This window comes from Streptomyces sp. NPDC033229, assembly GCF_055576875.1.
Window position 1 is genome coordinate 1 of record NZ_JBVIQR010000024.1, and the last position, 25,582, is coordinate 25,582.

The 25,582-nt window shown below is 70.6% G+C and carries 24 protein-coding genes, 2 tRNA genes and 1 pseudogene; 10 read left to right on the plus strand and 17 right to left on the minus strand.

What is annotated here, in order from left to right; genetic code table 11:
• Window positions 1–197: pseudogene (locus tag ACZ53N_RS21175) on the plus strand (IS630 family transposase); the annotation flags it as partial.
• Between the two features lies 1 nt (window position 198).
• Here the strand turns inward: ACZ53N_RS21175 and ACZ53N_RS21180 are convergent.
• The gene (locus tag ACZ53N_RS21180; protein WP_469142379.1) at window positions 199–1,026 is read right to left on the minus strand and encodes a major capsid protein; all 828 of its coding nucleotides are present in this window, start codon (window positions 1,024–1,026) and stop codon (window positions 199–201) included.
• 628 nt (window positions 1,027–1,654) lie between these two features.
• Here ACZ53N_RS21180 and ACZ53N_RS21185 point away from each other — a divergent pair.
• Window positions 1,655–2,200 carry a hypothetical protein gene (locus ACZ53N_RS21185; RefSeq protein WP_469142380.1) on the plus strand — a complete coding sequence of 182 codons (546 nt, stop codon included), beginning with the start codon at window positions 1,655–1,657 and terminating at the stop codon, window positions 2,198–2,200.
• Between the two features lie 691 nt (window positions 2,201–2,891).
• The gene (locus ACZ53N_RS21190; RefSeq protein ID WP_469142381.1) at window positions 2,892–3,041 is read left to right on the plus strand and encodes a hypothetical protein; all 150 of its coding nucleotides are present in this window, start codon (window positions 2,892–2,894) and stop codon (window positions 3,039–3,041) included.
• Here the strand turns inward: ACZ53N_RS21190 and ACZ53N_RS21195 are convergent.
• From ACZ53N_RS21195 to ACZ53N_RS21220, 6 genes are all read right to left on the minus strand, one after another.
• Window positions 3,038–3,376 (minus strand): HNH endonuclease, encoded by a 339-nt coding sequence (locus ACZ53N_RS21195; protein WP_469142382.1) that lies wholly within the window; start codon window positions 3,374–3,376, stop codon window positions 3,038–3,040. The two genes, ACZ53N_RS21190 and ACZ53N_RS21195, sit on opposite strands and share 4 nt — an antisense overlap.
• A 112-nt stretch (window positions 3,377–3,488) precedes the next feature.
• Window positions 3,489–3,561, minus strand: a tRNA-Leu gene (locus tag ACZ53N_RS21200).
• 13 nt (window positions 3,562–3,574) lie between these two features.
• Window positions 3,575–3,666: transfer RNA gene (locus ACZ53N_RS21205), tRNA-OTHER, on the minus strand.
• An 806-nt stretch (window positions 3,667–4,472) separates the two neighbouring features.
• Window positions 4,473–6,179 carry a recombinase family protein gene (locus ACZ53N_RS21210; RefSeq protein ID WP_469142383.1) on the minus strand — a complete coding sequence of 569 codons (1,707 nt, stop codon included), beginning with the start codon at window positions 6,177–6,179 and terminating at the stop codon, window positions 4,473–4,475.
• Between the two features lie 130 nt (window positions 6,180–6,309).
• Window positions 6,310–7,275, minus strand: a complete 966-nt coding sequence (locus tag ACZ53N_RS21215; protein WP_469142384.1) for a 1-aminocyclopropane-1-carboxylate deaminase/D-cysteine desulfhydrase — start codon at window positions 7,273–7,275, stop codon at window positions 6,310–6,312.
• 23 nt (window positions 7,276–7,298) lie between these two features.
• The gene (locus ACZ53N_RS21220) at window positions 7,299–7,889 is read right to left on the minus strand and encodes an N-acetylmuramoyl-L-alanine amidase (RefSeq protein ID WP_469142385.1); all 591 of its coding nucleotides are present in this window, start codon (window positions 7,887–7,889) and stop codon (window positions 7,299–7,301) included.
• A gap of 201 nt (window positions 7,890–8,090) precedes the next feature.
• Between ACZ53N_RS21220 and ACZ53N_RS21225 the strand changes: the two genes are divergently transcribed.
• Both ACZ53N_RS21225 and ACZ53N_RS21230 read left to right on the plus strand, forming a co-directional pair.
• Window positions 8,091–9,002 carry a glutaminase gene (locus ACZ53N_RS21225; protein ID WP_362218027.1) on the plus strand — a complete coding sequence of 304 codons (912 nt, stop codon included), beginning with the start codon at window positions 8,091–8,093 and terminating at the stop codon, window positions 9,000–9,002.
• A gap of 162 nt (window positions 9,003–9,164) precedes the next feature.
• Window positions 9,165–9,386 (plus strand): hypothetical protein, encoded by a 222-nt coding sequence (locus ACZ53N_RS21230; protein WP_469142386.1) that lies wholly within the window; start codon window positions 9,165–9,167, stop codon window positions 9,384–9,386.
• Window positions 9,387–9,486: 100 nt separating this feature from the next.
• Here ACZ53N_RS21230 and ACZ53N_RS21235 read toward each other — a convergent pair whose 3' ends face one another.
• The 3 genes from ACZ53N_RS21235 to tatA all read right to left on the minus strand — a co-directional run bounded on the left by ACZ53N_RS21235 (window position 9,487) and on the right by tatA (window position 12,317).
• Window positions 9,487–10,425, minus strand: coding sequence for a beta-ketoacyl-ACP synthase III (locus ACZ53N_RS21235; protein ID WP_469142387.1), 939 nt, complete (start codon window positions 10,423–10,425; stop codon window positions 9,487–9,489).
• Between the two features lie 185 nt (window positions 10,426–10,610).
• Window positions 10,611–11,990, minus strand: a complete 1,380-nt coding sequence (locus ACZ53N_RS21240; RefSeq protein ID WP_469142388.1) for an alkaline phosphatase — start codon at window positions 11,988–11,990, stop codon at window positions 10,611–10,613.
• Window positions 11,991–12,086: 96 nt separating this feature from the next.
• Window positions 12,087–12,317 carry a Sec-independent protein translocase subunit TatA gene (gene tatA / locus ACZ53N_RS21245; RefSeq protein WP_469142389.1) on the minus strand — a complete coding sequence of 77 codons (231 nt, stop codon included), beginning with the start codon at window positions 12,315–12,317 and terminating at the stop codon, window positions 12,087–12,089.
• 176 nt (window positions 12,318–12,493) lie between these two features.
• Here tatA and ACZ53N_RS21250 point away from each other — a divergent pair, with 176 nt between their 5' ends.
• Window positions 12,494–13,975: an LCP family protein gene (locus tag ACZ53N_RS21250; RefSeq protein WP_469142390.1), complete on the plus strand. Its 1,482-nt coding sequence runs from the start codon at window positions 12,494–12,496 to the stop codon at window positions 13,973–13,975.
• A 211-nt stretch (window positions 13,976–14,186) separates the two neighbouring features.
• Window positions 14,187–15,533 carry a hypothetical protein gene (locus ACZ53N_RS21255; protein WP_469142391.1) on the plus strand — a complete coding sequence of 449 codons (1,347 nt, stop codon included), beginning with the start codon at window positions 14,187–14,189 and terminating at the stop codon, window positions 15,531–15,533.
• Between the two features lie 419 nt (window positions 15,534–15,952).
• Here the strand turns inward: ACZ53N_RS21255 and mgtA are convergent, their stop codons facing one another.
• Window positions 15,953–18,628 (minus strand): magnesium-translocating P-type ATPase, encoded by a 2,676-nt coding sequence (gene mgtA, locus ACZ53N_RS21260; protein ID WP_469142392.1) that lies wholly within the window; start codon window positions 18,626–18,628, stop codon window positions 15,953–15,955.
• Complete coding sequence (locus ACZ53N_RS21265; RefSeq protein WP_469142480.1) at window positions 18,612–18,947, minus strand: ArsR/SmtB family transcription factor; 336 nt, start codon at window positions 18,945–18,947, stop codon at window positions 18,612–18,614. The genes mgtA and ACZ53N_RS21265 overlap by 17 nt, the downstream gene beginning before the upstream one ends.
• A gap of 226 nt (window positions 18,948–19,173) precedes the next feature.
• Here ACZ53N_RS21265 and ACZ53N_RS21270 point away from each other — a divergent pair, with 226 nt between their 5' ends.
• On the plus strand, window positions 19,174–19,437 hold the full coding sequence (locus ACZ53N_RS21270) for a GlsB/YeaQ/YmgE family stress response membrane protein (RefSeq protein ID WP_356457814.1): 264 nt from the start codon (window positions 19,174–19,176) through the stop codon (window positions 19,435–19,437).
• An 88-nt stretch (window positions 19,438–19,525) separates the two neighbouring features.
• On the opposite strand, the gene ACZ53N_RS21275 is transcribed toward ACZ53N_RS21270, so the two are convergent.
• Window positions 19,526–20,206, minus strand: coding sequence for an HAD family acid phosphatase (locus ACZ53N_RS21275; protein WP_469142393.1), 681 nt, complete (start codon window positions 20,204–20,206; stop codon window positions 19,526–19,528).
• A gap of 288 nt (window positions 20,207–20,494) precedes the next feature.
• On the opposite strand from ACZ53N_RS21275, the gene ACZ53N_RS21280 reads away from it, so the two are divergent.
• Window positions 20,495–21,367, plus strand: a complete 873-nt coding sequence (locus ACZ53N_RS21280; RefSeq protein WP_469142394.1) for an RNA polymerase sigma factor SigF — start codon at window positions 20,495–20,497, stop codon at window positions 21,365–21,367.
• A gap of 194 nt (window positions 21,368–21,561) precedes the next feature.
• Here ACZ53N_RS21280 and ACZ53N_RS21285 read toward each other — a convergent pair whose 3' ends face one another.
• On the minus strand, window positions 21,562–21,984 hold the full coding sequence (locus ACZ53N_RS21285; RefSeq protein WP_469142395.1) for an ATP-binding protein: 423 nt from the start codon (window positions 21,982–21,984) through the stop codon (window positions 21,562–21,564).
• A 104-nt stretch (window positions 21,985–22,088) separates the two neighbouring features.
• Complete coding sequence (locus tag ACZ53N_RS21290) at window positions 22,089–23,264, minus strand: MFS transporter (protein ID WP_469142396.1); 1,176 nt, start codon at window positions 23,262–23,264, stop codon at window positions 22,089–22,091.
• Window positions 23,265–23,362: 98 nt separating this feature from the next.
• Between ACZ53N_RS21290 and ACZ53N_RS21295 the strand changes: the two genes are divergently transcribed.
• Window positions 23,363–24,259 (plus strand): LysR family transcriptional regulator, encoded by an 897-nt coding sequence (locus tag ACZ53N_RS21295; protein WP_469142481.1) that lies wholly within the window; start codon window positions 23,363–23,365, stop codon window positions 24,257–24,259.
• Window positions 24,260–24,270: 11 nt separating this feature from the next.
• On the opposite strand, the gene ACZ53N_RS21300 is transcribed toward ACZ53N_RS21295, so the two are convergent.
• Complete coding sequence (locus ACZ53N_RS21300) at window positions 24,271–24,930, minus strand: DUF3592 domain-containing protein (RefSeq protein WP_469142397.1); 660 nt, start codon at window positions 24,928–24,930, stop codon at window positions 24,271–24,273.
• A 51-nt stretch (window positions 24,931–24,981) separates the two neighbouring features.
• Entirely contained in the window at window positions 24,982–25,578 is a 597-nt protein-coding gene (locus ACZ53N_RS21305; RefSeq protein WP_469142398.1) for a hypothetical protein, read from the minus strand.
• Window positions 25,579–25,582 lie beyond the last annotated feature (4 nt).

The following is a 25,582-nucleotide window of genomic DNA, read 5'->3' on the forward strand; positions in this document are numbered from 1 at the left end:
CCGCCTACGCGCCCGAGCTCAACCCGGTCGAAGGTATCTGGTCACTCCTGCGACGCGGCTTCACCGCAAACGTCGCCTTCACCAGCGCGGACCACCTCGCCCGCACCGTGCGGCACGGGCTCCGCAAGATCCAGTACCGGCCCGCCCTCCTTGAAGGCTGCCTCACCGAGACAGGGCTCACCCCGAACCCCAGATAACTCACTGCGACAACACGAGTTCAGTCTCAGTAGTCAGACCGGACACCCCGGCGTCAGCCTCGGTAGCGCCGAACCGGACGGCATAGATGTCTCCGGTCTGCTTCCCGCCGGTACCGGTTGCCAGCGGCAGCACGTCGGCCCCGTCCAGCTTCTGACCGGCGTCCAGGAGTGGGATCCCCTTCCATATGGTGGCGCGCTTCCCCGCGATCTCAGCCGTCAGGAGTTCGCCACCGCCGAGACGACGGAAGCCTGATTCGATCCTGGCCCGGATCGCGGCGTTCATGTACAGCGCCCCATCCGCCCCAGTGATGCCGCGCACCTGTGCAATCAAGGCATCCAACGCATCGAAGAAGTCATGGCCGTTGGTGACCGGTCCTGCTCCCTTGGCGTCAAGGACCTGACTGCCCAGCAAGCGCTTACGCAGTCCGTCGAACCCCTTCGGGTTCACCTCCACGTCCCCATTGAAGAACTGGTCGGCGAAGTGGACCGATGCGGCCTTGACCTTCATGGCGGTCTGGATGGCCCGCTGGTCGTTCAGGTTGCCCCGGGTCTGGACGATGAACTTGTCAACGTCCGCGTCACCACCCAGGATGGCCAGGGTCTCGATCCGCTGGTTCAGCGTCCCGGTGCTCTCCGGGTACGCCTCGTTCACTGCCCGGAAGGACACCCCGGGAAGGGTTGATTCCTCGTTGTACCGGTAGGCGTTGCCTGCCACCTGTATCAAGGGAAGTCGGTCCAGGATCGGGGACTCTTGGACGAACGTCTCGATGACGCCGCGCTGCAATTGGTCAAGGGAAAGCTTCGCGGATTCGGCAAGGGTAAGAGACATAGGATTCCTCCTTTGAGGGCGCCCGCAATCAATAATCAAGTGAGCGCAGATTGATTTCTAATGGTCGACATGGCCCGCAGAAACGACCTAATGAGCCATGCGAGTTTTTTGCCTCCCTGCCGCTCGGGCGTGGGACGAGATGGGGGTACCCCCCTGGTCAGAAGGGCGGACGCTCCAGCGATTCGCGCCGCGAGCGAGCCTCAGCAGCGAACCCGCCCGGCTGATGCCGCGCTGTCTCCCGGTTGTGACAGCCGACGCACAGCGGACGCAGATGCTTAGCCGCATCCGGGTTCGCCTCGCCCCGTGCGAGCAACTCACGTCGACTCTGCGGGAAGTGGTCCGCCACGTTCGCCGAACTGCCGCACAGCACGCACCACGGGTTCCGGTAGAGGTAGGCCCTGCGGATGCGCTGCCAGCGGGTGTCATAGACGGCGCCACCACGCGAGGCACGGTCCGCGTTGGCCTCACGCTCATGAGCGGCACAGCGTCCGCCGGCCCGGGTCAGCTCGGGGCACCCGGGGGTACTGCAAGGGGGGGCGGGGTCTGCGGGGCATGGGGGATCACCTCCTAGTAGGGGGACTGTCAGCGGCGGCTAGACTCATCGCGGATCGTCTGGCAGGAGGTGAACATGGACGACGAAATGACCCCGCTGAACCGGCAGGCCCAGCTTTTCCTTGTGAATTCATACGAGGAGGCGATGAGTCTTACCGTGCGCGATGAGGCACACAGATACCCGACGGGCATTATTTGGCACACGGCGGGATCTGGAAAGTCCAATACCATGGCGGTATTGGCGCAGAGCTTCTGGCAATCACTAGAGGCGACTGCACGTACCGCCGCGCATGAGACCGCGCAAAGTAGACTTCTAGCGGCAGGTGAGCGCTTGCGTTCTGCCTCTACGAGTGGTGAAAAGCGAGCCGCTGCACGTGATTTCCTTGCTGCGTTGGCGGACTTGATCTCGCTGTTGTTGCGCTTCCTTGTTGGCATCCTGCTGCTTTTGCTGTCGCGTGCAGTGAGCTGCACTGATGCCGACGAGTTGTCGGACTGGAAGCCTGAGCCAATCGAGGTTTCGCCACAGATCAAACCCAGAGGCCCCAACACAACCTTCCCCGTGTCGACTTACCGGGGCGGGCGCCATCGCAGCGCGCTGGGGAGCGCCGTACTAGCTGCCTGAGTGACCCGCCGACCGTTCAAGGTCGGAAGGCTCATACGCCGTGTTCAACCTGCCGGAAACGGCCCCGTGGGGTGCCGTGCTGGTCGTTGTCGTACTCGTCATCATCGTCGCCGGAGTGACTGCCCTCGCGCGCATCCTGTGGCCTCAGAACTCTCGTGACCGTAAGGAACTTTGGCAAGAGTGGTGGCGCCGCGGACGGTAACCCCACGGACGGAAACGCGTAAGACCCACCGGGCGAGGGCGACCACGCTGGCAGTCCTCGCCTGCCCCAGCCCCCCGTCAACAGATGAACGCATGATCATCCGTGTGGTTGGCATTCGCCCAGCCCGCATGCGGGCTGGGCAGACCGCCGAGTGAAATCAGGGGAGACAACAACTCCCCAACTTGCGACCAGTGAGGGGGCATTCCATGCTCACACCGATCACCGGCTATGTCCTCGGTCTCACGGTCACGGCCGCGAAGGCCCTGATTGGCCTCCTGTCCGGTTCTACCTGATCGAGCACCCTTGGGCGGTTCGGCGAGGCGGTGGCACGGACGGCGGAGCGGTTGCACGTTGCCGTCCGTGTCGATCTCTCCGAGTGTGAAAGACAAAGGCTCGGGCGCATCACGCTGCACGTGCGCCCCCTGTGCTCCGTCACCGTGGGTTAGGTCACGCTTAACAGTGGGTGCCGGGGGGGGGCACACCGGGGTCATGACCCAAGTGACCGAGAACGCGAAACCCCCGCAGGTAGAGATCCGTTGGGGCGGCTTCCACCTGACCGTGCAACGCATCCCCGGATGGCTCGTCGCCCTGATCACCACCGCCGGCGGGGCAGCGGGAACGTGGTGGGCACAGCGCTAAGCCGCGCTTCCGAACTCCGTTGCGGTCTTGAGCCCGTGGCACCCGTGGCACAACACCTGAACATTGCTGTCTATGTCCTCGCCACCGAGGGACAGCGGGCGTACATGGTCCACGTCCACCCCGTCCGCGGGGAAGTCGGCGAGGCACCAGTCACACCACGCGGTCCCCTTCTCCCGCACTCGCCGGCGGAGACGAGCGGCAGCAGCGTGCCGGTTCGCCCGTCGCTTGCCCCGTGCTCGTCGGGTGTGGACAGTGGCCCGCCCCTCGTACTCCGTGTGATGTGTTTTGCAGCGCCCCCGGTGTGTTGCGGGCTCGGTGCAGTCAATACAGCTCATCTCAGCCCCCGTGTTCGTTGTCTTGATGCACGTTGTTGCCCGGGAGCGTCCTCATGCCCTGGGGCACCGTTCCCATGGGGATCGGCATGTTGCTCATCCGGTCACTCCTGAGTACCCGCCCCCGGATTCGAACCGGGAACACCGCGGGTCTAGGCCGCGTGCCTCTGCCGTTGGGCTAGGCGGGCTGGTGGTGCTGCGTGCCCACCCCGGGACTCGAACCCGGAACTCTGCGGCCTGTCTCCCCGAGTGGGGCCGGTTCCGCGCACCTCTACCGATTGGGCCAGGTGGGCTCAATCCCCCTCGCAGTCTGCGTGGACCGACCAGGGGGGCACGTGCGGACGGAATCACACCGTCTCCTCAGCCGTGTTCGGAACGCCCCGCCGGACGCCCCTACTAGGGCTGTGTGCATCTACACACCACAGACGTGAGTACGTGGGGCCCGAACCGGCGAGGTGCCGATCCGGGCAACGTGGGGGGCCGTACGGGCTTCCAACCCCGTTCGGCTCACTCGCTCGACGAGTGGGTTACTGATGGGCGGTACAGCCCCCCGCCTGCGTTGCCTCACGACCCCCGCAGACCGCCCCGAGTAACGCGGGGCGCGTGATGCACGGGCAACGCTGACTTCCAAGAGTCGGGCACTCAGTCCGCCGGATTCCCCCGTTGGGTGGGTGCGCGGTAACCCGCTCTCACTGCGTAGTAGGGAGCAACGGATTTCCGCACCTGCCCGGGAACCAGGACCGTTGCCGATCACTCTTCCGGGCTGTAGTGGAGGGCGAGGGTTTCCCGCCGGCCCGTGCAGGCCGTTGCCCCACTCCTTCCCCGGTAGTGGAGGGCGGAGGTTTCCCACGGTGCCCACTGGTGATGCGGTGCCGTTTGGGACGCCATTCTCTCTTCTTTACTACTTTTTCTATGTGTTCTAAAAAAACCGCCATAACCGTCACTTCGGCACCTCTCGGCCCGCTGTACGGCAGTCCGGCCCGTGCCCGGAGCCAGCAAGGCCCCGAGAAAAGGCCCGTACGCCCACCTGCGGGCAAGGCAGACCCCCGGACAACTGATGCCTCAGTCATCCGGGGGTTCGCGGTCCTGTGGCGGGCTGTTATGCGGCGGGGGCTAGTACGTCCTGGTGGAGTCGCAGACTGGCGCCCTGCGTGGGGACATGCTCCGACGCGTTCTCCCTCTCGACGTCCTCAGCGGTAGTCGCGATCTCTTCAATACAGGGGTCAAGGTCTCCGGTAATGGTGAATTCGACCCGCCGCAGATCGAGCGTCCGCCACCCGCCGCGGGCGCCACGCTTGACCATGAGTCGTGCCCCTGCATCCACCAGCATGGTGCGCTTGCCTGCGGTGTCAGTCTCGTTCCACTCGTCGGCGTACGTGCGCCCCGTGGGCACTGCCTCACGTCGGGACTCAGTCTTCTCCCGGGACTCCAGCTCGCCCAGGCGTGCTTCCAGTGCGTCCGCGCGGCGCTGCCAGGCAGTCATCCCCGCCTTGGACTTCCTGCGGTCCTTCTGCTGATCGTGCTCTTCCATCTCTGCAACGGTGGCGTCAATCTCGGGCTGTGGGTCGTAGCCGGGTATCTCGGTGACGCGGACGATCTGCACCGGACCCGCAGCTTTCAGGAACTCGGCGGCGACGTAGTCGTCCACCCAGTCAGCACGGACTGTCGACGGGGCCTTGCAGTGCGCCCCGTACTTGTAGGACGAGCACTTGTAATACCCCTGGTTGAGGTACATGCGCGAGTCGCACCCCGCACAGTGGATGACGCGCAGCAGCAGCGCAGTGGAGTCCTTACGCTCCGGGGCCCTTTCAGCGATCGGCTTCGCGGTGAGCAGTGCCCCGACCTGGTCGAACTCTTCGCGGGTAAGGATCGAAGTCTCGGCCGCCATGACGGGCGCGCCCTGGTCGTCGCGGACCGGCGCCCCCTTGTGCATCTTCCACCCCATGATGGCTGGGTTGATCAGCATCTTTTCGATCGTCTGAGCGCGCCACTGTGCTGGCCGCTCCTTCGGCTCGTCGGTGTCCGCGTCGGCCTTGTTCTTCTTGCGGGCCTGGTACGCCTTCCAGTGCTCGGATGGGGACAGGACACCATCGGTATTGAGCATCTGCGCGATGGAGTGCTTGGTCTTCCCGGAGATCAGTGCAGTAATGATGCGCTCGATGACGTGCACGGCGAGAGCGTCAGGGACCAGGGTCCAGCCGACTCCGCCGTGTTCCTTTGGCATAGGGGCGGGCAGGTAGCCGTACGGGGGCCGACCGCCGCCGCGCCACCGAAGCGCCATTTTCCGCATAGCTGCCTGTGCCCCGGTGACGCGGTCGCTGATGCTCTGCGCCTCTACCTGCGCCGCAAAGGCGAGCATCATCATCATGAGCTCGGAGGTGGGGCCCATCGGGTTGCGGAAGTCGAACACCAGCCGACCCCCGCCGATGCCTTCGGCGAAGACGAGCATCTTGCGGTGTTCGCGAGCCCACTTTGCGAGCTCGTGCATGTCGCCCATGGACCGGATGGCACGGTCAAAGCGCCACCACACCAGCGCATCGAACCCGTCGGGTTGGGCGAGCCACCCGCCGAGCTGCGGGCGGTCAAAGGGGCCGACCTTGGACGCGGACACGTCCAGGTCCACGGCTTCGCGGACCGCGTCGCCCTCGCCGAAGTCGATTCCGAGTGCTGCCGCGGCTATGTCGTCGGCTTCACGCTGCCGCTCGGGGCTGGTCGTCTCATCAGTGCGGACCGAGAGCCGGATGCACCGGACGCCGCGCAGGGTCTCGGTGAATACAGTGCCTGCGGTCGGGTTGCTCTTCTCCATATGCTCTGTGGAGAGCAGAGGTTTCCCGGACCGCTTGACCTGCGACGATGCCACCATGGGCGAACCACTCCAGAATTACCACTCTGGAGCATCGGGGCTTCCCGAACCGGGCTCTGCCCGGACCCGGTCCTCAATCGCCGGACGGGCTGGAGTTGGTGTGGCTGATATCAGCCGGCGCGCCCGTCACCACCGCCGCCACCGTCATGCCCCGCGCGAACGCGCCCTCTTCCGCCAGCGTGGTCAGGCCGTGCAGGGCCTTCGCCACGTACAGCCGTTCCAGAGGGAGGCCGTGGCGGGTGGTGAAGTCGTCGGCGAAGGCGGCCAGCTCGGGGGTGACCCTCGCGTAGCCGCCGCCGTGGAAGCGGTCGTCCAGACGCCAGTCGCCGCGCCGGGCGCCGAAGGCCTCCGTCTGGAGCCGCTCGACCTCCGCTTCGAGGAAGCCGCCCTTGAGTACGGGGAAGCCGATGGCCCGCTGGCCCTCGGCCAGCCCGGCGGCGAGACCGGCGAGGGTGCCGCCCGTGCCGCAGGCGACCCCGACCACGTCCGCGACACCCCGCAGTTCCTGGCCGAGCGCGGCACAGCCGCGCGCGGCCGCGGCGTTGCTGCCGCCCTCGGGGACCACGAGGCACTCGTCGGCGGTCAGCCCCGCCCGTGCCGTCACCCGGGCCAGCACCTCGGGTTCCGCCTTTCGGCGGTACGTGGCGCGGTCGACGAACACCAGCCGCATCCCGTCCGCCGCGCAGCGCGCGAGGGACGGGTTGAGCGGACGGTCCGCCAGCTCGTCGCCGCGGACGACGCCGACGGTGGCGAGGCCGAGGAGGCGGCCGGCGGCCGCGGTCGCCCTCAGATGGTTGGAGTACGCACCGCCGAACGTGAGCAGCGTGTGCCGTCCGGACGTGGCGGCGGCGCCCAGGTTCGGCTCCAGCTTCCGCCACTTGTTGCCCGGCAGCTCGGGGTGTATCAGGTCGTCCCGCTTGAGCAGCAGCCGCAGCCCGCGACGGGCGAACCGCTCGTCCCGCAGCTCTTCGAGCGGGGACGGCAGCCGTGGGTCCAGGGCGGCGAGTGCGGCGGGGCCACGGGGGAGGTCGCTGGTCACACCCCCATTGTCACCTCGGGCGGCTACTTGAGCCGGTCGTGGATCCGGGCCCGCAGCGCGTCCATCGCGAAGCCCTTGGGGTCGATCTTGCCGAGCCGCCACTCCTTGTGGCCGATGACGGACCGCTCGGTCCACCCGTGGTGGCGGCAGATCGCGGCGGCCGCCCGCTCGATGCCCTCCATCTGCTCCTCGGGCCAGGTGTCCCGCCCGTCGCCGAGGTTCACGCACTCGAAGCCGTAGAAGTGGACGTTGCCGTCGGTGTCGGCCGCGCGGACCGGTGGCAGCCGCTTCTCGGCGATCACGGCCCGCAGCACGTCGCCGTCACCCCGTCCGGCGTGGTTGGCGCGCCCGTGGCCGACGAGATGGACCGTGCCGTCGTCGGCGATGACGCCGTGGCAGAGTGGGCCGGGCAGTTCGGAGTGGCCCTCCCAGCACAACTTCACGCTCTTGGTGGTGCCGGTGGTGGCCGTGTGGTGGATCATCACTCCATGGACCGGCCCCCAGGCGCCGTGCCCGGCGCGATTGTGGGTGCGCCAGCCGTCGACCTCGACGACGCGGACGCCTTCCGCTCTGAGTCTGCTGAGAAACGTTCCCGCGGACATGGGTGAGGCCATGACCGCCTCCTTGCCGGGTCTGTGACGTACGCCGACCGCGCACGACTGTATGACCCCCTTGTACCCAAAAGTTCGCAGCTGGGCCGGGCGTTCGGATATCGTGCGAGCCGATCCGGCCTCAGGCTGAAAAGCGTGTTGTCGGTGCGGGGCGGGGCCGAAAGGGACCCGTTCGGGGACGACCGGAACAGAAGGCGCGCAGCAGTGGACTACCAGGCCGTACTCGAAGAGGTCGCCGACTTCGCGCGCCCGCTGGTCGGCCGCGGGCAGGTGGCCGATTACATCCCGGCTCTGGCCGGGGTGGACACCGGTCACTTCGGGATGGCCGTCGCCGACGTCGACGGCGGTGTCTACGGCGTGGGGGACTGGGAGCGGCCGTTCTCGGTGCAGTCCATCTCCAAGGCGTTCGGCCTGGCGCTCGTGCTCGCCGAGGGCGGCGAGAAGATCTGGGAGCGGGTCGGCACGGAACCGTCCGGAAACCCGTTCAACTCCCTGGTGCAGCTCGAATACGAGAACGGCATTCCGCGCAATCCGTTCATCAACGCGGGCGCCCTCGTCGTCACCGACCGGCTCCAGACGCTGACCGGGGACGCCAGCACGACGCTGCTGGAGTTCCTGCGCGCGGAGAGCGGCAACCCGTCCGTCTCCTTCGACCCGTCCGTGGCCGCGTCCGAGTCCGAGCACGGCGACCGCAACGCGGCCCTCGCGCACTTCATGGCCAGCTACGGCAACCTCGACAACCCCGTGCCGGCTGTCCTGGAGCACTACTTCTGGCAGTGCTCCATCGAGATGAGCTGCCGCGATCTCGCCCTGGCGGGCGGCTTCCTGGCCCGGCACGGCCTGCGCGCCGACGGCACGCGGCTGCTGCCGCGCCGGGAGGCCAAGCAGGTCAACGCCGTCATGCTGACCTGCGGGACGTACGACGCCGCCGGCGACTTCGCCTACCGCGTGGGCCTGCCCGGCAAGAGCGGCGTGGGCGGCGGCATCATCGCGGTGATACCGGGCCGCTGCACGCTGTGCGTCTGGAGCCCCGGCCTCGACACCCGCGGCAATTCCGTCGCGGGCGTGGCGGCGCTGGACCACTTCACCACTTTGACCGGGTGGTCGGTGTTCTGAGGGCGGGCCGTGGCATCGGCCGGGGGTCCGGGGGTTGCCCCCGGGGGAGCGCAGCACGACTCTCACCGGGTGGTCGGTGTTCTGAAGGACCGCTTCGGCGGCGGGCGGGCTGGCGGGGTGCCGGTCCGTGCGCCATCGTTGATCCCCGGAGGTGGTGCCCCCATGGAGCACGAGCTGCGTGCCGAGTACGAGGACGGCAACGCGCCGCAGGACTCGGACGCGAAGGTCAAGAACTGGCACGTCGTCCGCATGGAGGACTCCACGGCGATGTGCGGCCGTGAACTGTCCCCGGCCGCGGCCACCCGTTCCACGGACGACTGGGGCGCGGGCAAGGTGCCGATTTGTCACTCGTGCGGAGCGTTGTTCCTCCGGGAGTCGCCGTAGCGGATGTCCGGGAGTTCTCGGCTGCGGGCCGTCGGTGCCGCCTGCGGCGGTAGCGCCCTTCGGGCGCGTCCTCAAACGCCGGACGGGCTTGATGTGGCCGCTACGGGCAGCGGACGACCTGACCGGCGTACGACAGGTTGCCGCCGAAGCCGAACAGCAGGACGGGCGCGCCCGAGGCGATCTCGCCGCGCTCCACCAGCTTGGACAGGGCGAGCGGGATGCTCGCGGCCGAGGTGTTGCCGGACTCGGTCACATCGGTGGCGATCACCGCGTTGACCGCGCCGATCTTCCGCGCGACCGGCTCGATGATCCGCAGGTTGGCCTGGTGCAGGACGACCGCCGCCAGCTCCTCCGGCGCGACCCCGGCCCGCTCGCACACCTTCCGGGCGATCGGCGGCAGCTGGGTCGTGGCCCAGCGGTAGACGGACTGGCCCTCCTGGGCGAACCGGGAGGGGGTGCCCTCGATCCGGACGGCGTGCCCCATCTCGGGCACCGAGCCCCAGACGACCGGGCCGATGCCCGGCTCCGCGGCGGCGGTCACCACGGCCGCGCCCGCGCCGTCGCCGACCAGGACGCAGGTGGTGCGGTCGGTCCAGTCCGCCACGTCGGTGAACTTCTCGACGCCGACGACGAGGGCGTTGACCGAGGACCCGGCGCGGATGGCGTGGTCCGCGGTGGCCAGGGCGTGCGGGAAGCCGGCGCAGACGACGTTGATGTCCATGACGGCGGGCGCGGTGAGCCCCAGCCGGGCGGCGACACGGGCGGCCGTGTTCGGGCTGCGGTCCACGGCGGTGCAGGTGGCGACGAGCACGAGATCGATGTCCGCGGGCTCCAGACCGCTGTTCGCGAGGGCCTTGGCCGCGGCTTCGGCGGCCATCGAGGCCACCGTTTCGTCGGGCTCGGCGATCCGGCGGGTGCGGATGCCGACGCGGGAGCGGATCCATTCGTCGCTGGTGTCGACCATGGCGGCCAGGTCGTCGTTGGTCAGCACCCTGGCGGGCTGGTAGTGGCCGAGGGCGAGTACGCGTGACCCGGTCATCGGTCCTCCTGCGCGAGCGACGGTAGTACGGATGACACAGTCTTGACGCTGGAGCGTTGCGGGCGGGTGTGTGATCCGCCAATGTTCGGGCTCGATAACTGGCACAACCGGCAGGGCCCGGCCGTGTATGCGGCCGGGCCCTGCGGTGGTGTGCGGATCGTTGTGCGAACCGTTACCGGGCGGTGTCAGCGCAGCGAGAGCGCCGTGCGGAGGGTGCCGAAGAGCTGGGTCTGGTCGGTGACGCCGAGGACGCGCTGGGCCTGCGGGCCCTGGGCCGCGATGCGGACCTGGGTGCCGGTGTGCTCCTGCGCCTGGCCCGGGGTGTTGGTGGAGTAGTTCACCTTGAGCTGCTGGCCCTCGTTGGTGACGAGGGTGGAGGACAGCCCGGGCGGGGTGGCCTCCAGCGGCACGATCTGGCTGGTGTGGCCGTGATCGGCGGTGGTGACGACCAGGGTGTCGGGGTGCTTCGCGGCGTAGGCACGGGCGACCTTCACCGCGCGGTCGAGGGCCGCGGTCTCGCCGATCTGGCCGCACGGGTCGGCGGCGTGGTCACGCTTGTCGATCGAGGCGCCCTCGACCTGGAGGAAGAAGCCGGGCTTCTTGCCCTTGCCGCTCTGCTTGGCCTCCAGCAGCTGGAGTGCCTTGCGGGTCTGCTCGTCCAGGCCCGGGGTACCGGCCTTGCGCTCGGGGTTGTCCGTCACGCAGCGCTGCGGCTCGGTGCCGCCCTGGGCGGCGGCCTTGCCGGTCCACTCGACGGGGACGTTGCCCGGGGCGAAGAGACCGAGGACGGGCTTGCCGGCGCGGGCGTTCTGCAGGCCCTTGTCGTCGGTGACGACCTGGTAGCCGAGCTTCTTGGCCTGCTCGGTGACGGTCAGCCCCTGGTAGCGGCCCTCGGTGATCTTCTGGTCGAAGCGGGCCTTGCCGCCGCCCAGCAGTACGTCCACCTTGTGGTTCACGCTCTGCTCGGCGATCGAGCCCGGGCCGCCCTTGGCGATCGTGTCGTTCGGGCACGCCTTCATGTCGGCCGGGCCCGCGCAGCTGCGGTCGGTGGCGTGGGAGGCGAGGACCGCGGGGGTGGCGTCGGTCAGCTCGGCGGTGGTGACGCTGCCGGTGGCGAGGCCGTTGCGCTGGGCCAGCTCCAGGATCGTCGTCATGGGCTTGTCCGTGCCGGGCGTCTTGGATATCCGGCCGTTGACGGTCTTGTGCCCGGTCGCCCAGCCGGTGCCGCTGGCCGCGGAGTCGGTGACGTAGTCCGGCTTGCCGTTCTTGTCGACGGAGTACGTGGTGTACGAGCCGGTCATCGGGAACTTGTCCATGTTCAGCCGGCCGGCCGCGCCCACGGTGTAGTCGCGGGCCAGGGTGATCTCCGAGTCGCCCATGCCGTCACCGATGAGCAGGATGACGTTCTTGGCCTTCTGCTTGCCGCTCTGGGCGGCGATCGGCGACGGGGCGCCCGACGTGTCGTCCGGCCCGGACGCGGCGGCGGTGGCCGGCACCGCGACACCGGCGACGAGCAGTGCGGCGGCGCTCCAGGCGAGACGGCGCCGGTACGGACGAGAACCCATGGTTTTTCCTCCTAGCTGCGCCGGGCGGGACTGCCCGGCGGAAGGAAGCTCACCAGGGGCGGGTGTACCGAAGGGGACGCCCAGGTGAAGTGAAGATCACCGGCGGCTGTCGGCGGGGCTCCCCGGGGCGGCGGCGGTCTCACCCGACGCGTCGGTTCCGGGGGCGTCGACCCCGTCGGACCTCATCGCCTTGGCCTCGCTCTTGAGGATGCGCATGGATTTGCCGAGCGCGCGGGCGGTGTCCGGCAGCTTCTTGGAGCCGAACAGGACCACCACCGCGAGGACGACGACGAGTATGTGCCAGGGCTCCAGGGCGTTGCGCAGCATCGGCGGCCCCACCTTCCTTGTGTGTCATATGCGGCGTGCGTCATATGCAGCGAAATATGCAGAGAATCCGCCCTCACCATACTTGCTAGATTGCGCAACTGGACAACCATATGGCCCGGTGGGCCGTCTAGGTCGGTGAACCAGTACGGACCGGGGGAGTGGATGAGGGCACGGATATGACGGGCACCCGAGGCAAGCCGACGCACCGGACGCGGAGGGTCACCTCCGTCGGGGTGGCGTTCCTGGTACTGCTGGCCGCGGGTGTCGGATGGCTCTACCTCCGGCTGAACGGCAACATCGACGTGTTCGACACCGACGGCCTGTCCCGCGACCGGCCCGGCGCCGGCGCGTCCGGGCAGAACGTCCTCGTCATCGGCTCGGACTCGCGCTCCGGCGGCAACAGCGGGCTCGGCGGCGGGGAGGGTGACGTCGGCCGCTCGGACACGGCGTTCCTGCTGCACGTCTACGGCGACCGCGAGCACGCCGTCGCCGTCTCCATCCCCCGCGACACCCTGCTGGAGATCCCGCCGTGCAAGCTGCCCGACGGCAGTTGGACGGCGCCGCGCACCAACGCGATGTTCAACTCGGCCTTCTCGGTGGGGGAGTCGGCCAAGGGCAACCCCGCCTGCACCCAGAACACCGTCGAGAAGCTCACCGGGCTGCGCGTGGACCACACGGTCGTCGTCGACTTCGAGGGCTTCTCCGCGATGACCTCCGCGGTGGGCGGCGTCCAGGTGTGCGTGCCGAAGGACGTCTACGAGGGCGACCTCGACCCGAACCGCGGCGCCCGCGGCGAGCTGCTCTTCCGCAAGGGTGCGCAGAGCGTCTCCGGGCAGAAGGCGCTGGACTACGTGCGGGTGCGGCACGGCATCGGCGACGGCTCCGACATCGGCCGTATCCAGCGACAGCAGGCGTTCGTCGCCGCCATGATCAAGAAGGTGCGGTCGCAGGGATTCAGCCCCGGCACGCTGCTGCCGCTGGCGGACGCGGCCACCAAGTCGATGACCGTCGACCCCGGGCTCGGCTCGGCCGACAAGCTGTTCTCCTTCGCGATGTCGCTGAAGAAGATCGACCTGCACGACATCAAGTTCATCACCGTGCCCTGGCGCTACGCGGGCAACCGCGTCGCCCTCGTCCAGCCCGAGGCCGACGCGCTGTGGGCCTCGCTGCGGGCCGACCGCACGCTCGACGGCAGGAACGCGGAGAACAAGCAGGTGGGTGAGAAGGCCGCAACGCCCGGCCCGTCCCCCTCGCAGCCGGTCTCGGGCGGGGGTGTCAGCGTCTCCGTCGCCAACGGCACCACCGTGGGCGGCCTCGCCGCCCGCGCGGCCGCCACGCTCAAGGAGCACGGGTTCACCGTCGCGGACACCTCCACCGCCCGCGCCCGGGACCAGCGCCTCACCGTGATCGAGTTCGGCCCCGGCGAGGCCGGGCACGCGCGGAACCTGGCCCGGCTCTTCCCCGGCGCCTTCGTCCGGGGAACAGCCGTCAAGGGCCTCGCGGTCACCGTCGGCCACGACTTCGCCGAAGCGCCCACCGGGCCGCCCGCCGCCCCGGCACCCCCCGCCGACGCGACGCCCGGCCCGGTGCCCTCCGACGTCGCCGGTACCGCGCGGTCGGCCGACGACGATCCGTGCGCCAACCTCTCGTATGGCTGACGGCCGCGGGGGCACACGAGGCCGGGGGATACGGGGGAACAGAGTGCCTGATTGATCCGTTTTCGTGGTAGACGCTGAGTGAGCCGACGCCTATGCGAAGTGTGCGAAGTGTGCCGGCATGTGCCCGATCCGTATGTGATGAGTGCCAGTGAGTCATTGCCGTACAGCCCGTCTCTCCCGTGCCCCGCTCTCTTGTCCGAGGAGAACCGCCATGTCCGCCACCCCACGGGCGCTGCCCAGGCCGCTGCTGGCCCTGCTCGTCGCCCTCTTCGCGTTGGCCGGTGCGGGACTCTTCGCCCCGGCGGCGCACGCCGCCACGGGGGTGGACACCGTGGCGGAGGCCCTGAAGAAGAGCCCGGTCTATGTCGACCCCCGGGTGTCCGCGCAGCTCCCGGCGGCCGACGCCGAGGCGCTGGCGAAGAAGATCAAGGACGCGGACAGGCCGGTCTTCGTCGCGGTCCTGCCGGACAACGCGGACTTCCCCCGAGCAACCGTCATCCAGGACCTGCGGACCAAGGTCGGCATCGCCGGCGTCTACGCCGTCCACCTCGGTGACAAGGCGTTCAGCGCCAAGGCCGACCGTTCGGTGATGTCCCGCAACGCCGTCACCAACCTCGTCGGCTCCGTCCAGCGGTCCGGCGGTGACACCACGACCATGCTGAACGGCTTCGTCGACCAGGCCGACCGGGTCGCCAGGGGCCACGCGCCCGACGCCTGGGGCGCCGGATCCGACGGCGTCGGCACGGCCGGGCTGATCACGGGCGGCGCGGTCGTCGTCGCCGGCGGCGCGGGCGCGTACGCCCTCTACCGGCGTAACAAGAAGAGGAGGGAGGCCCGCGAGCGCGCGGAGCTCGACGCCCTGCGGGTCGTGGTCGACGAGGACATCACCGCCTTCGGCGAGGAGCTGGACCGGCTCGACTTCTCCCCTGGCGAGGCCGGTGCCGACGACGCGATGCGCGCCGACTACGAGCGGGCCCTCGACGCGTACGAGGACGCCAAGTCCAAGATGGCGGCGGCGGGCAAGCCGGAGGACGTCAAGGGCGTCACCGAGTCCCTGGACAACGGCCGGTTCGCCCTGGCCACCCTCGCCGCGCGCCGCACCGGCGCCCCGCTGCCCGAGCGTCGCATGCCCTGCTTCTTCGACCCGCGCCACGGCCCGTCCGTCTCCGACGTCGAGTGGGCGCCCCCGGGCAGCGCGTCCCGGACCGTACCGGCCTGCGCCGCCGACGCGGCCCGGCTCGCCGACGGCGAGGAGCCGATGTCCCGCACCGTCCAGACCGCGAACGGTCCCCAGCCGTACTGGAACGCGGGCCCTGCCTACGCCCCCTGGGCGGGCGGGTACTTCGGCGGCGGACTGCTGCCGGGCCTGCTCATGGGCACGATGCTCGGCAGCATGATGAGCGGCCCCGCCTACGCGTCCTCGGGCGACGGCGGCGGGGGACCGGAAGGCGGCGACTACACCGGCTCGGACTACAACCCGGACGACTTCAGCGGCGGCTTCGGGGACGGCGGCGGCGGCTTCGGGGACGGGGGAGGGTTCGGAGGCGGCGACTTCTGACCTCCGGTCGGGGCCTGGTCCGTCCGGGCGGTCCTCGGCCGCGGGCCGTCCGGCCGCCGGCGGCAGCGAGCGCCCTGCGGGCGCGTCCTCAAACGCCGGACGGGCTGGATGTGGCTGAGCTCCGCCACAACAAGCCCGTCCGGCGATTGAGGACACCGCCGCGCAGCGGTGGTGCGCCAGCTACGGCCGCAGGGGCCGGCACACCTGCCCGAGGGCCGGCTGCGAGCCGACTGGCCGCCTGCGGCGGTGGGCGCCGATGTCGCTGAGCTCAGCAGATTCCAGCCCGTCCGGCGTTTGAGGACACCGCCGCGCAGCGGTGGTGCGCCAGCTACGGCCCGCAGGGGTCGGCACACCTGCCCGAGAGTCGGCTGCGGAGCCGTCCGGCCGCCTGCGGCGGCGGGCGTCCTGCGGGCGCGTCCTCAAACGCCGGACGGGCTTGGTCGGCGCGCCCTCGCAGCCGCCAACAGCAACCCGTACACCACCAGCACGAGCGCCAACAGCCCGTAATACAGCGGCGGCAGCGGTGTCATGGACAGCGGCGGGCCCAGCGGGGACAGCGGCAGCAGCAGACCGACCACCGCCAGCGCCGTCGTCGCCAGCCGGATCGGCCCCGGTACCCGGCCCTCGGCCGCGTGCCAGCCCGACCGCAACAGCAGCATCACCAGTGCCTGCGTCAGCAGGTTCTCCGTGAACCAGCCCGCGTGGAAGGCGGACTGCGCCTCCCCTTCCCCCACCGACCGCAGGGCCAGCGCCAGCACCCCGAACGTGGCCAGGTCCGCGACGGCGTTGAGCAGCCCGAAACCCGACACGAAGCGCAGCAGCGCGCGCGGCCGCAGCAGCGCCGGGCGCAGCTCGGCGCCCGGTCCGGGGCGGTCGAAGGCGAGCGCCAGCTGCGCGGCGTCGAAGCACAGGTTCTGCACCAGCACCTGCGCCGGGAGCATCGGCAGGAACGGCAGCAGCAGCCCGGCCACCAGCATCGCGATGACATTGCCGACGTTGGACGACAGGGCGATCCGCAGATAGGCGGCGATATTGCCGGTGCTGCGCCGCCCGGCGACGATCGCCCGGTCGAGGGCCGTGAGGTCCTTCGACGCCAGCACCACATCGGCCGCGTCCCGCACCACGTCCACCCCGTCGCGCGGACAGATCCCCACATCGGCGGCGACCGTCGCGGCCAGGTCGTTGACCCCGTCGCCGAGGAACCCGGTGGTGTGGCCGGCGGCCCGCAGCGCCCGGACGACCCGGGCCTTGTGCTCGGGCACGCACCGCGCGAAGACGGTGGTGCGCGCGGCGAGGCGGGCCAGCTCCGCATCGGCCAGGGCGTCGATCCGCTCGCCGGTGACCACCTCGCCCGGGGCCAGCCCCAGCTCACGGCAGACGCGGGCGGCGGTGCCCGGGTGATCGCCGGTGAGGACCTTCACGTCCACCCCGTGGCGGGCGAGGACGCCGAGCGCCTCGGCGGCGGAGGGCGCGAGCGCGTCGCTCAGCGCGACGAAGCCGACGAAGTCCAGATCCCGTTCGTCGGCCGGGGTGTACGGGCGGCTACGGGCCGGGCGCGTGGCGCGGGCGACGGCGAGCACGCGCAGGCCCTCGGCGGCCAGCTCCCCGGCGCGGCGGGCGAGCCGCTCCCGCCCGTCGGCGCCGAGTTCCGCACCGGCCGCCCGGGCACAGCGGTCCAGGACGTCCTCGGGCGCGCCCTTGACGACGAGGATGTGGCGGGCCGCCAGAGCGAACCGGGAATCGCCCGACGGGCGCACCACGGCGGTCGACAGCCGTCGGCCGGGCCCGCAGGGCACAGCGTCGATCCCCTCGAATTCCTCGAGTTCCTCACCCCGGCCGCCGTCCGGCGTGCCCTCCTCGGCCGCGTCGAGGATCGCCTCGTCCAGGGCATCGGGCACGGGCAGCTCGGAGAGGTGCAGGGTCCACAGGGCGTTGACGGCGGCCCAGCGCAGCACCTCGGGGTCCGCACTCCCGTCCGGGCCCTCGCAGAGCGCGAGGACGGGCCGGTCCTCGGTGAGGGTCCCGGTCTTGTCGACGCACAGCACGTCGACGGCGCCGAGGTCGTGCAGCGCGGGCAGCCGTCTGACGATCACCTCCCCGTCGCGCGCGAGCAGCGCGGCGCCGCGTGCCAGCGCGGTCGTCACGACGACCGGCAGCATCTCCGGCGTCAGGCCCACCGCCACCGCCACGGCGAACGGCAGCGTCTCCAGCCCCCGGCCGCGCATCAGGGCGCTCACGATCAGCACGAGCGGCGCGGTGAGCAGCGTGAACCGGATGAGCGTCCACGCGATGCGGTTCACCGAGCGGTCGAACGGGCTCGGCGGCCGGGTCCGCCCCTGCCCGCGCCCGCCGGTGCGGGGCAGGGCACCGGACAGCACGGTGTCGGCCCCGGTGGCGACGACCACACCGCTGCCACTGCCGGAGACGACGCTGCTGCCCTGGAAACAGAGATGGGGGTGGCCGAGGGTGAACGCGCGGGGTCCGCCGTCCCCCGACCCGTCGGCCGGGCGGTCGGCGTCCACGGACTTCCCCACCGGCGCCGACTCGCCCGTCAGGGGCGCCTCGTGCACGGTGAGGGCCGTGGTGCGCAGCAGGCGCAGGTCGGCGGGGACCACGTCGCCCGGGGCGAGGAGGACCACATCGCCCGGCACGAGCTGGTCGACCGGCAGCTCGCGGGTCAGTGGCGGCGCGGCAGCCGTGGCCCGGCGGCGGACGGTCGCCGTGGTGGCGAGCAGATCGCGGAGCGCGGCCGCACTGCGGTCGGCGCGGTGCTCGCCCGTGGTGCGCAGAACGCAGCTGACCAGGACCAGGACGGCGATGACGCAGGCCGTCCCCCACGCGGCCACGGCCGCCGAGACCAGACCGAGGACGAGGAGCACGGCGGTGAAGGGATCACGCGGGCTGCGGGCGAAACGGAGCGGCCAGGAGTCCGGGCGCCGCCCGGGGAAGGTGTTCTCACCGTGCCGGACGAGCCGCTCCTCGGCCTGTTCCTCCACCAGCCCGCGCGGCCCGCTCTCCAGCGCGCGCAGCACTTCCAGCGTTGTGCCGTCCGCACCGCGCACGGCCGCCGTACGGGCCTCAGGCGCCCAGGCCACGAAGGCGTCCGGCCCGGGCACCGGTGTGCGAACCGGCGCTCTCGGCCCTGCGGTCGGCGAGCTGGCCGACCATGAGCCGGACGATCGTCACCACATCCGGGTCGTCCACGAGATACACCACGCGGCGCCCCTCGCGCCGGGACCGCACCAGCCCCGCGAGCTTGAGCTTCGCCAGGTGCTGGCTGATGGCGGGCAGCGCGCCGCCCACCCGCTCGGCGAGCCCGCTCACATCGCTCTCGCCCTGGGCCAGCGCCCAGACCAGGTGCAGCCGGGCGGAGGACGCGAGCAGCCCGAACGCGGCGGCGGCCTCGGCCAGCACCTCCGGCGACGGATCGCCCGACGGATCGACCGACGGGTCGTCGAAGCCCCCTTCGAAGCTCTCGAAGCTCCCGGCGCCTGCGGCCACTGTCTGATCTCCCGTCCCTCTCGGGCATCGCGCCCGGGAAGGACCAGTCTAGGCACCCCGACCGGGGGCAATGGGCTGACATGCGCCCGTCGCGACTGGGCAGACCTAACACGAGGAAACCGGCTGTAAAGGGGAAGTCGTGGAAATCTCCGGCGTTATCAGTGCGATTGTGATCGGCATCATCATCGGCGTCCTGGGCCGGCTGGTGGTCCCGGGGCGACAGCACATCGGTGTGCTGTGGACGATCGCCGTCGGCATCGTCGCCGCCTTCGTCGGTGCCTACCTCGCCCATCTGCTGGGCGTGGGCGACACCAAGGGCGTGGACTGGATCAAGTGGCTCATCCAGATCGCGCTGGCCGCGCTGGGCGTGTACGCCCTGGACCGCAGCAAGTCCCGTGCCTGACCGCTCCTGACCTCTACGGATCGGCGCTCCCCGTGCTGCCCTGAGCTCTGCCCTCCGCCGCGCCCGCCACGGCCGGCTCCGGCGGGGCTCAGGGCAGCTTGCCGTCGTAGTCCGGCAGCTTGAAGGTCCGCTCCGCGTGACCGCCCACCAGATCGGTGGTGTTGTTCCCGATGTTGGCGATGATCGTGTACCCCTTCGCCTCGATCTCCGCCCGCTTCGCGGTCTTGTACGTGCTCACGCCCTGGAAGAGGTCCGGGAGGTGGCGCACGTACACCCCGCTGACCGGGTAGCCGACCGCGCGGAGGTTGTAGGCGGTGACGGACTCGACGATGCCGGGCCGCGCGGTGACGAAGAAGACGGCGGCGCCGCGCTCGTGGGCGTAACGGGTCAGCTCCAGGACCGACGTGATGGCCGGGGTCGGGAACGTCGTCCAGTGGAAGTCGGTCTCCAGCGAGCTGTTGTCGATGTCGAGGACGATGGCCTGCTTCCGGCCGCGCGGGTCGCGGGTGCGCTCGGTGACGTAGGGGCGCGCCTCGTCGATGACGGCCTTCACGTCGCGCTGCCAGGTGTCGTAGTCGACGCCCTTGAGCCCGGCGGTGCCGGAGGTCCGTGCGGTGGCGGCGTTCCCGGTGGTGCTCGTGGTGGCGTTCCCAGTAGTGGCCTGGGCGGGGGCGGCCTGGGCGGGGGCGGAGGCGAGGGTCGCGCCCAGGGCCAGGGAGGTGACGGCCGTGGTGACGGCGGCGCGGCGGGCCCGGATCGATGCGGTCATGCGTGGCATGTTCACGTTCGGCGGTGGCCGGAAGGGAAAGGTGAACCGACCGGCGGGTAACGGTTGGCTTCCCTGTCCTGTCCCTCTGGCCTCTTCCTTCGTCTGCCCGTCTCTCTCGTCTCACCCGACCCGTTCATCCTGTCCGCCCCGAGACTCTCGACGGCCCCTCAACTTACTTCGCGAATCCTCCCATTCCGTTAATTCTGCCTCCGGCGAAACTGATAGGCATGCCTGCGTTGGGGTCGGGTAGGCGGACCTCAGCCAATACACGGACCTGGGGAGGACGACGTGACCATCACGGCATCTGCGACAGAGCTTTCTGCGGCTGCTACGCAGCGGTCCGAAGAAGCGGTCGGGGGGCTGCCGTATATCGAGGACGCGACCGCTGTGGCCCCGCGCGACGCCCGGGATCTGTCAAAAATCTTCTTCGACCGGCTCCAGGAGCTCGAAGAGGGTACGCACGAATACCAGTACGCGCGGAACACCCTGATCGAAATCAATCTGTCGCTCGTGCGCTTCGCGGCGTCGCGCTTCCGCAGCCGTGGTGACCAGATGGAGGACATCGTCCAGGTCGGCACCATAGGTCTGATCAAGGCGATCGACCGGTTCGACCTGGCACGTGAGGTGGAGTTCACCACCTTCGCCGTCCCCTACATCGTGGGCGAGATCAAGCGCCACTTCCGGGACACGAGCTGGTCCGTCCACGTGCCCCGCCGACTTCAGGAACTGCGCGTCGACCTCGCCAAGGCCACCGGTGAGCTCTCCCAGACCCTCGATCACGCACCGACCGCCGCCGAGCTGGCCGAGTACCTCGGGCTGAGCCAGGAAGAGGTCGTCGAGGGGATAGTCGCCAGCAACGGCTACACCGCCGGGTCGATCGACGCCCCCGTGGACGAGGGCTCCGAACAGTCCGGCGCCACCTACGCCGACCGGCTCGGCGAGCTGGACCCCGCCCTGGAGGGCGTGGAGAACGTGCACGCGCTCAAGCCGCTGATCGCCAATCTGGGCGAACGCGACCGGGAGATCCTGCGCATGCGCTTCGGCGGCGAGATGACGCAGTCGGAGATCGGTGCCGAGCTGGGCATCTCGCAGATGCATGTGTCGCGGCTGCTGGCCCGCATTCTGACGAAGCTGCGGGCGGGACTGCTGGAGCGGGTGTAGCGACTGGGGGAGGGGACGGGTTCGTCTGACTTCGGCTGACGGGGCAGGAACCGGCTTGAACGGCCGGTCCGCTCCGTCGGCCACCCCCTCGTGCCACCCGCCCTTCTCGCTCGTGCCGGTCGTACCAGCGTCCCGGTCGTACCAGCGTCCCGTCAGCCGCCTGTCAGCCGACCAAGGTCAGCCGACGACCAAGGTCAGCCCACCGAGCCCGCCGACAGTGCCGTGGCCGACGGCCCTGTCGGTGTCGGCACGGACGGTGCGGGCTGCAGCCATGTGGCCCGCACCGTCTTGCCCTCCGGGCGCTGGTCCACCTCCACCCGGGTGGCCAGCCGCTCCACCATGTGCCAGCCGAACCCGCCGCCGCCGGTGAGGCTCGGCGCGCGCGGCTCCGGCGGCCGGGGGCTGGCGTCGGCGATCTCCACTACGAGGAGGCCTCTGGCGGCCCGTACGCACAGCCGCCACCAGCCGTCCGTGTGCCGGATGGCGTTGGCGACCAGCTCGGAGACAACGAGCACGACGGCCTCGAGGTCGGCCCACGGGCAGTGCCGGGCCAGGAACTCCGCCGTCGCGTGGCGGGCCCCGGCGGCGTCCCCCTCGGGGGATTCGATGACAACCATCTGGCGGCTCCTTCTCGGTCCACCCGGACGCTTACCCAGCGATCAGCGGCTCATTACCGCGCATCGGTACGGGCCGTCCACCGGCCATACGTGTGACGGCCACCTCACACCCGTACGGCCGGCCGCGCCGCCCTCGCGGCGGCCGTCGTCACCAGCGCCCCAGCCGCCAGCAGGCCGCCCAGCCACAGCGCGCCGGACAGCGAGACCGTGTCCACGGCCCGCCCGCCCAGCAGCGCCCCCAGCGAGATCGCCACGTTGAACACCGCCACGAACAGCGCCGAGGCCGTCTCCCGCGCCCCGGGCGCGGCCGCCAGCAGCCAGCTCTGCGTGCTGACGGACACCCCTCCGTAGGCCAGCCCCCACACGACCATCAGCACGGCCGCTCCCACCGTGCCGCCTCCGGCGACCGTCACCGCGGGCATCACCAGACCCAGCACCGCGGAGATCACCACCAGGACCGTGCGGGGGCCGCGCACGACCGCCGCCCCGGCGAGGAAGTTCCCGGCCACGCCGGCGACTCCGTAGGCCAGCAGCAACGCGGTGATCAGCCCGGCGTCGGTCCCCGGCACCCGCTCCAGCACGGGCCGTACGAAGGTGTATCCGGCGAAGTGACCGGTCACCAGCAGCAGGATGACGAGCAGCCCGACCCGTACGCGCGCGTGCTTCAGCAGTTCCGGGACGTCCCCGAGCCGGGCCGCCCGCTCGGCGGGCAGCGGCGGCAGCGTCACGGCCAGGGCGGCCGCGACGGTCAGGGACACAGCTCCCATGACGGCGAAGGAGGCCCGCCAGCCGCCCAGTTCGCCGGTGAGTGTGCCGGCCGGTACGCCCAGCACCGACGCCACCGCGATCCCGCTGAAGATCAGTGAGGTGGCGGGCCCGACGGACCTCTCCGGTACGAGCCGCACCGCCAGCCCCGCCGCGACGGCCCAGACGCCGCCGATGCACACCCCCACCAGGACCCGCAGCGCCACCAGCACCGTGATGTCCGTCGCGCACGCCGACAGCAGATTGGCCGCCGCCAGCAGCCCCATCAGGGCGACCAGCACCCACCGCCGGTCCCAGCGTCCCGCCGCCGCCGTGACCAGGGGCGCGGCCACCGCGGCCACCAGCCCGGGAACCGTCATCGTGAGCCCGGCCGTACCGGCCGAGACGCCGAGGTCGGACCCGATCGGGGTGAGCAGTCCGACCGGCAGCATCTCGGTCGTGACGACCGAGAACGTGGCGGCGGCGACCGCCGCGACGGCGGGCCAGCCGCCCGCGGATTCGTTGATCTTCGACATGCGCCCAGCCTCGGCAGCCGTGCGCCCGGGAACAACGCCGGATGTCTCATCCTTCCATGAGCGAGGCTTATCGATCACGGCTTGTCGATCACCGGGGAGTGGGACGCGTGGAATTGCGGGAGTTGGAGTGCTTCTTGGTGCTCGCCGAGGAGTTGCACTTCGGACGCACCGGCGAGCGGCTGTATCTGACGCAGAGCCGGGTCAGCCAACTGCTGCGCGCGCTGGAGACCCGTATCGGCGCCCGCCTCGTCGAACGCACCAGCCGCCGGGTCGCCCTGACCCCGCTCGGCGAGAGCTTCCTCGCCGGGCTGCGGCCCGCCTACGACGCGCTCAAGGGCACGGTCGAGGAGGCCCGCGAAGCCGCCCGGGGGGTGGCGGGCCGGCTGCGGGTCGGCTTCCAGGGCACGGCCGACGGCCGGGTCATGGAAGCCATCGACGCCTTCCAGCGGGACCATCCCGGGTGCGCGGTCGACATCACGGAGATCCCGCTGTCCGATCCGTTCGGCGCGGTCCACCGGGGCGAGGTCGACACCGCCATCGTGCTGCTGCCCGTACGGGAGCCGGGCCTCGCGCTCGGCCCGGTCTTCTCCCGGCAGCGCCAGACCCTCGCGGTGTCGCTGCGCCACCCCTTCGCCGACCGCTCCTCGCTGTCCGCCGAGGACCTCGCCGACTGCCCCCTCGTCGCCCCCGCCGGCACCGCGCCCGCCTACTGGCGCGAGGCCCAGGCCCCGGCCGTGACGCCCGGCGGGCGGTCCATACCCCGGGGCCCGCTGGTGACCACGCTCCAGGAGGGCCTGACGCAGGTCGCCGCGAACCGCGGCGGGATGCTGCTGTGCCGGCCGACAGCGGATTATCACGGCCGGGGCGACATCACCTTCGTGCCCGTCACCGGCCTGCCGGACTCGGCCCTCGGCCTGGTCCGCCGCCGCGACACCGACACGGCCCGGCTACGGGCCTTCGCGGCCGCGGTGGCCGCTGCCGCGGAGGCGCTGTGACGGCTGACTGACTATCGCCCGTCGGGGAACCCGCTCGGGAATCCGGAGGGCAGGTCGCTGGGGAAGCCCTTGGGCGGGCCGGTCGGGAAGCCTTCGGGCGGCCCGGTGGGGAAGCCGTCCGGCGGCCCGGTGGGCGGGGCGGGGGCGCTGGGGCTGTGGGCGGGGGCGTTCACTCCGTCCTCCGACCGCTCGATGACGTCCTTCGCCTTGTCCTTGAGACCGCTGAAGACGGTCAGGTAGAAGATGCCGAACCCGACGCAAGCGGTGATGAAGACGGTGAGGAAGACGAGCAGCACCCTCATGCCCACCAGGGTCTTCGTGTCGCCGGGCGGAATCGCGGTCGCTCGGTCGGGACGTCCGGCCGGGTAGCGCACGGGGACCGTGTCCCCGGGGACGACCGACGACGGACCGCCCGACTCCTCGAAGCGCAGCGTCCGCCCCTCGGGAGTGGTGAATTCGTAGAGGTGGGTCAGCGTGGTCGAGCTGCTGCGGTGAGAGCCGCTCAGCCGGGTCCGCGTGGTCGCGTACGAACGCAGACAGACGGCGTGGGCGGTGAGCCCGCTGCGCCAGGCGGATCTGAGCCGGCGTAACCGGACAACCGCCCAGATCATCGCCGCGATACCACCGACGGCCAACAGACTGGGCAGCGCCAGGGCGAAGACATCGAACATAAGTCCCCCAGTTGTGCGGATGTATGACCACATCCAACCGGGAGGCCCCTTTCATGGCGAATCATTAGGTGCCGCCGCCCGCAGTACGCGCTTGGCTGCGAACCAGGTGGCGGCCGCCACCAGCCCGGTCGTCAGGGTCACGGCGACGGCCAGCCCCCAGACAAGGGTGTTCAACCGGGCTTGTTCGTACCGCAGCGGACTGTAGACATACAGCAAGGGGTCGTCGGGCTCGGTGCCCCGGGGCAACACGTCCTCCAGGAAGGGCTGCCGGTCGGCGGGGTCGGTCCAGGGAAGCAGGGACAGCGGCGCCGGTTCGTCCTCGTGCAGGACGGTGACGTACGTCGACTGCAAAATTCTCCCGTCGCGCAGTGACGACAGTTCCCTGATCCGGTGCACCTGGATCTCCACCCGGGGATCCCCACGGAGAGAGTCGGGGACGGGCTCGGCGTGGCTCGCGCTCGTCCTCGCGTAGACGTGGGCCTCCTCAAGGAGATAGCCGCGTGCCGAGACGGCGGCGACCACCGCCCCGACACTCAGGGGCAGAAAGGCCGCGATCGCGGCGACCAACGTCAGACGACTCCGCACCGAGACGGGCCCCCGCCGCCGTTCCGCCGGCTGTCGGCCTTCGTCCTCCAGGGGTTTGCGCATGCGC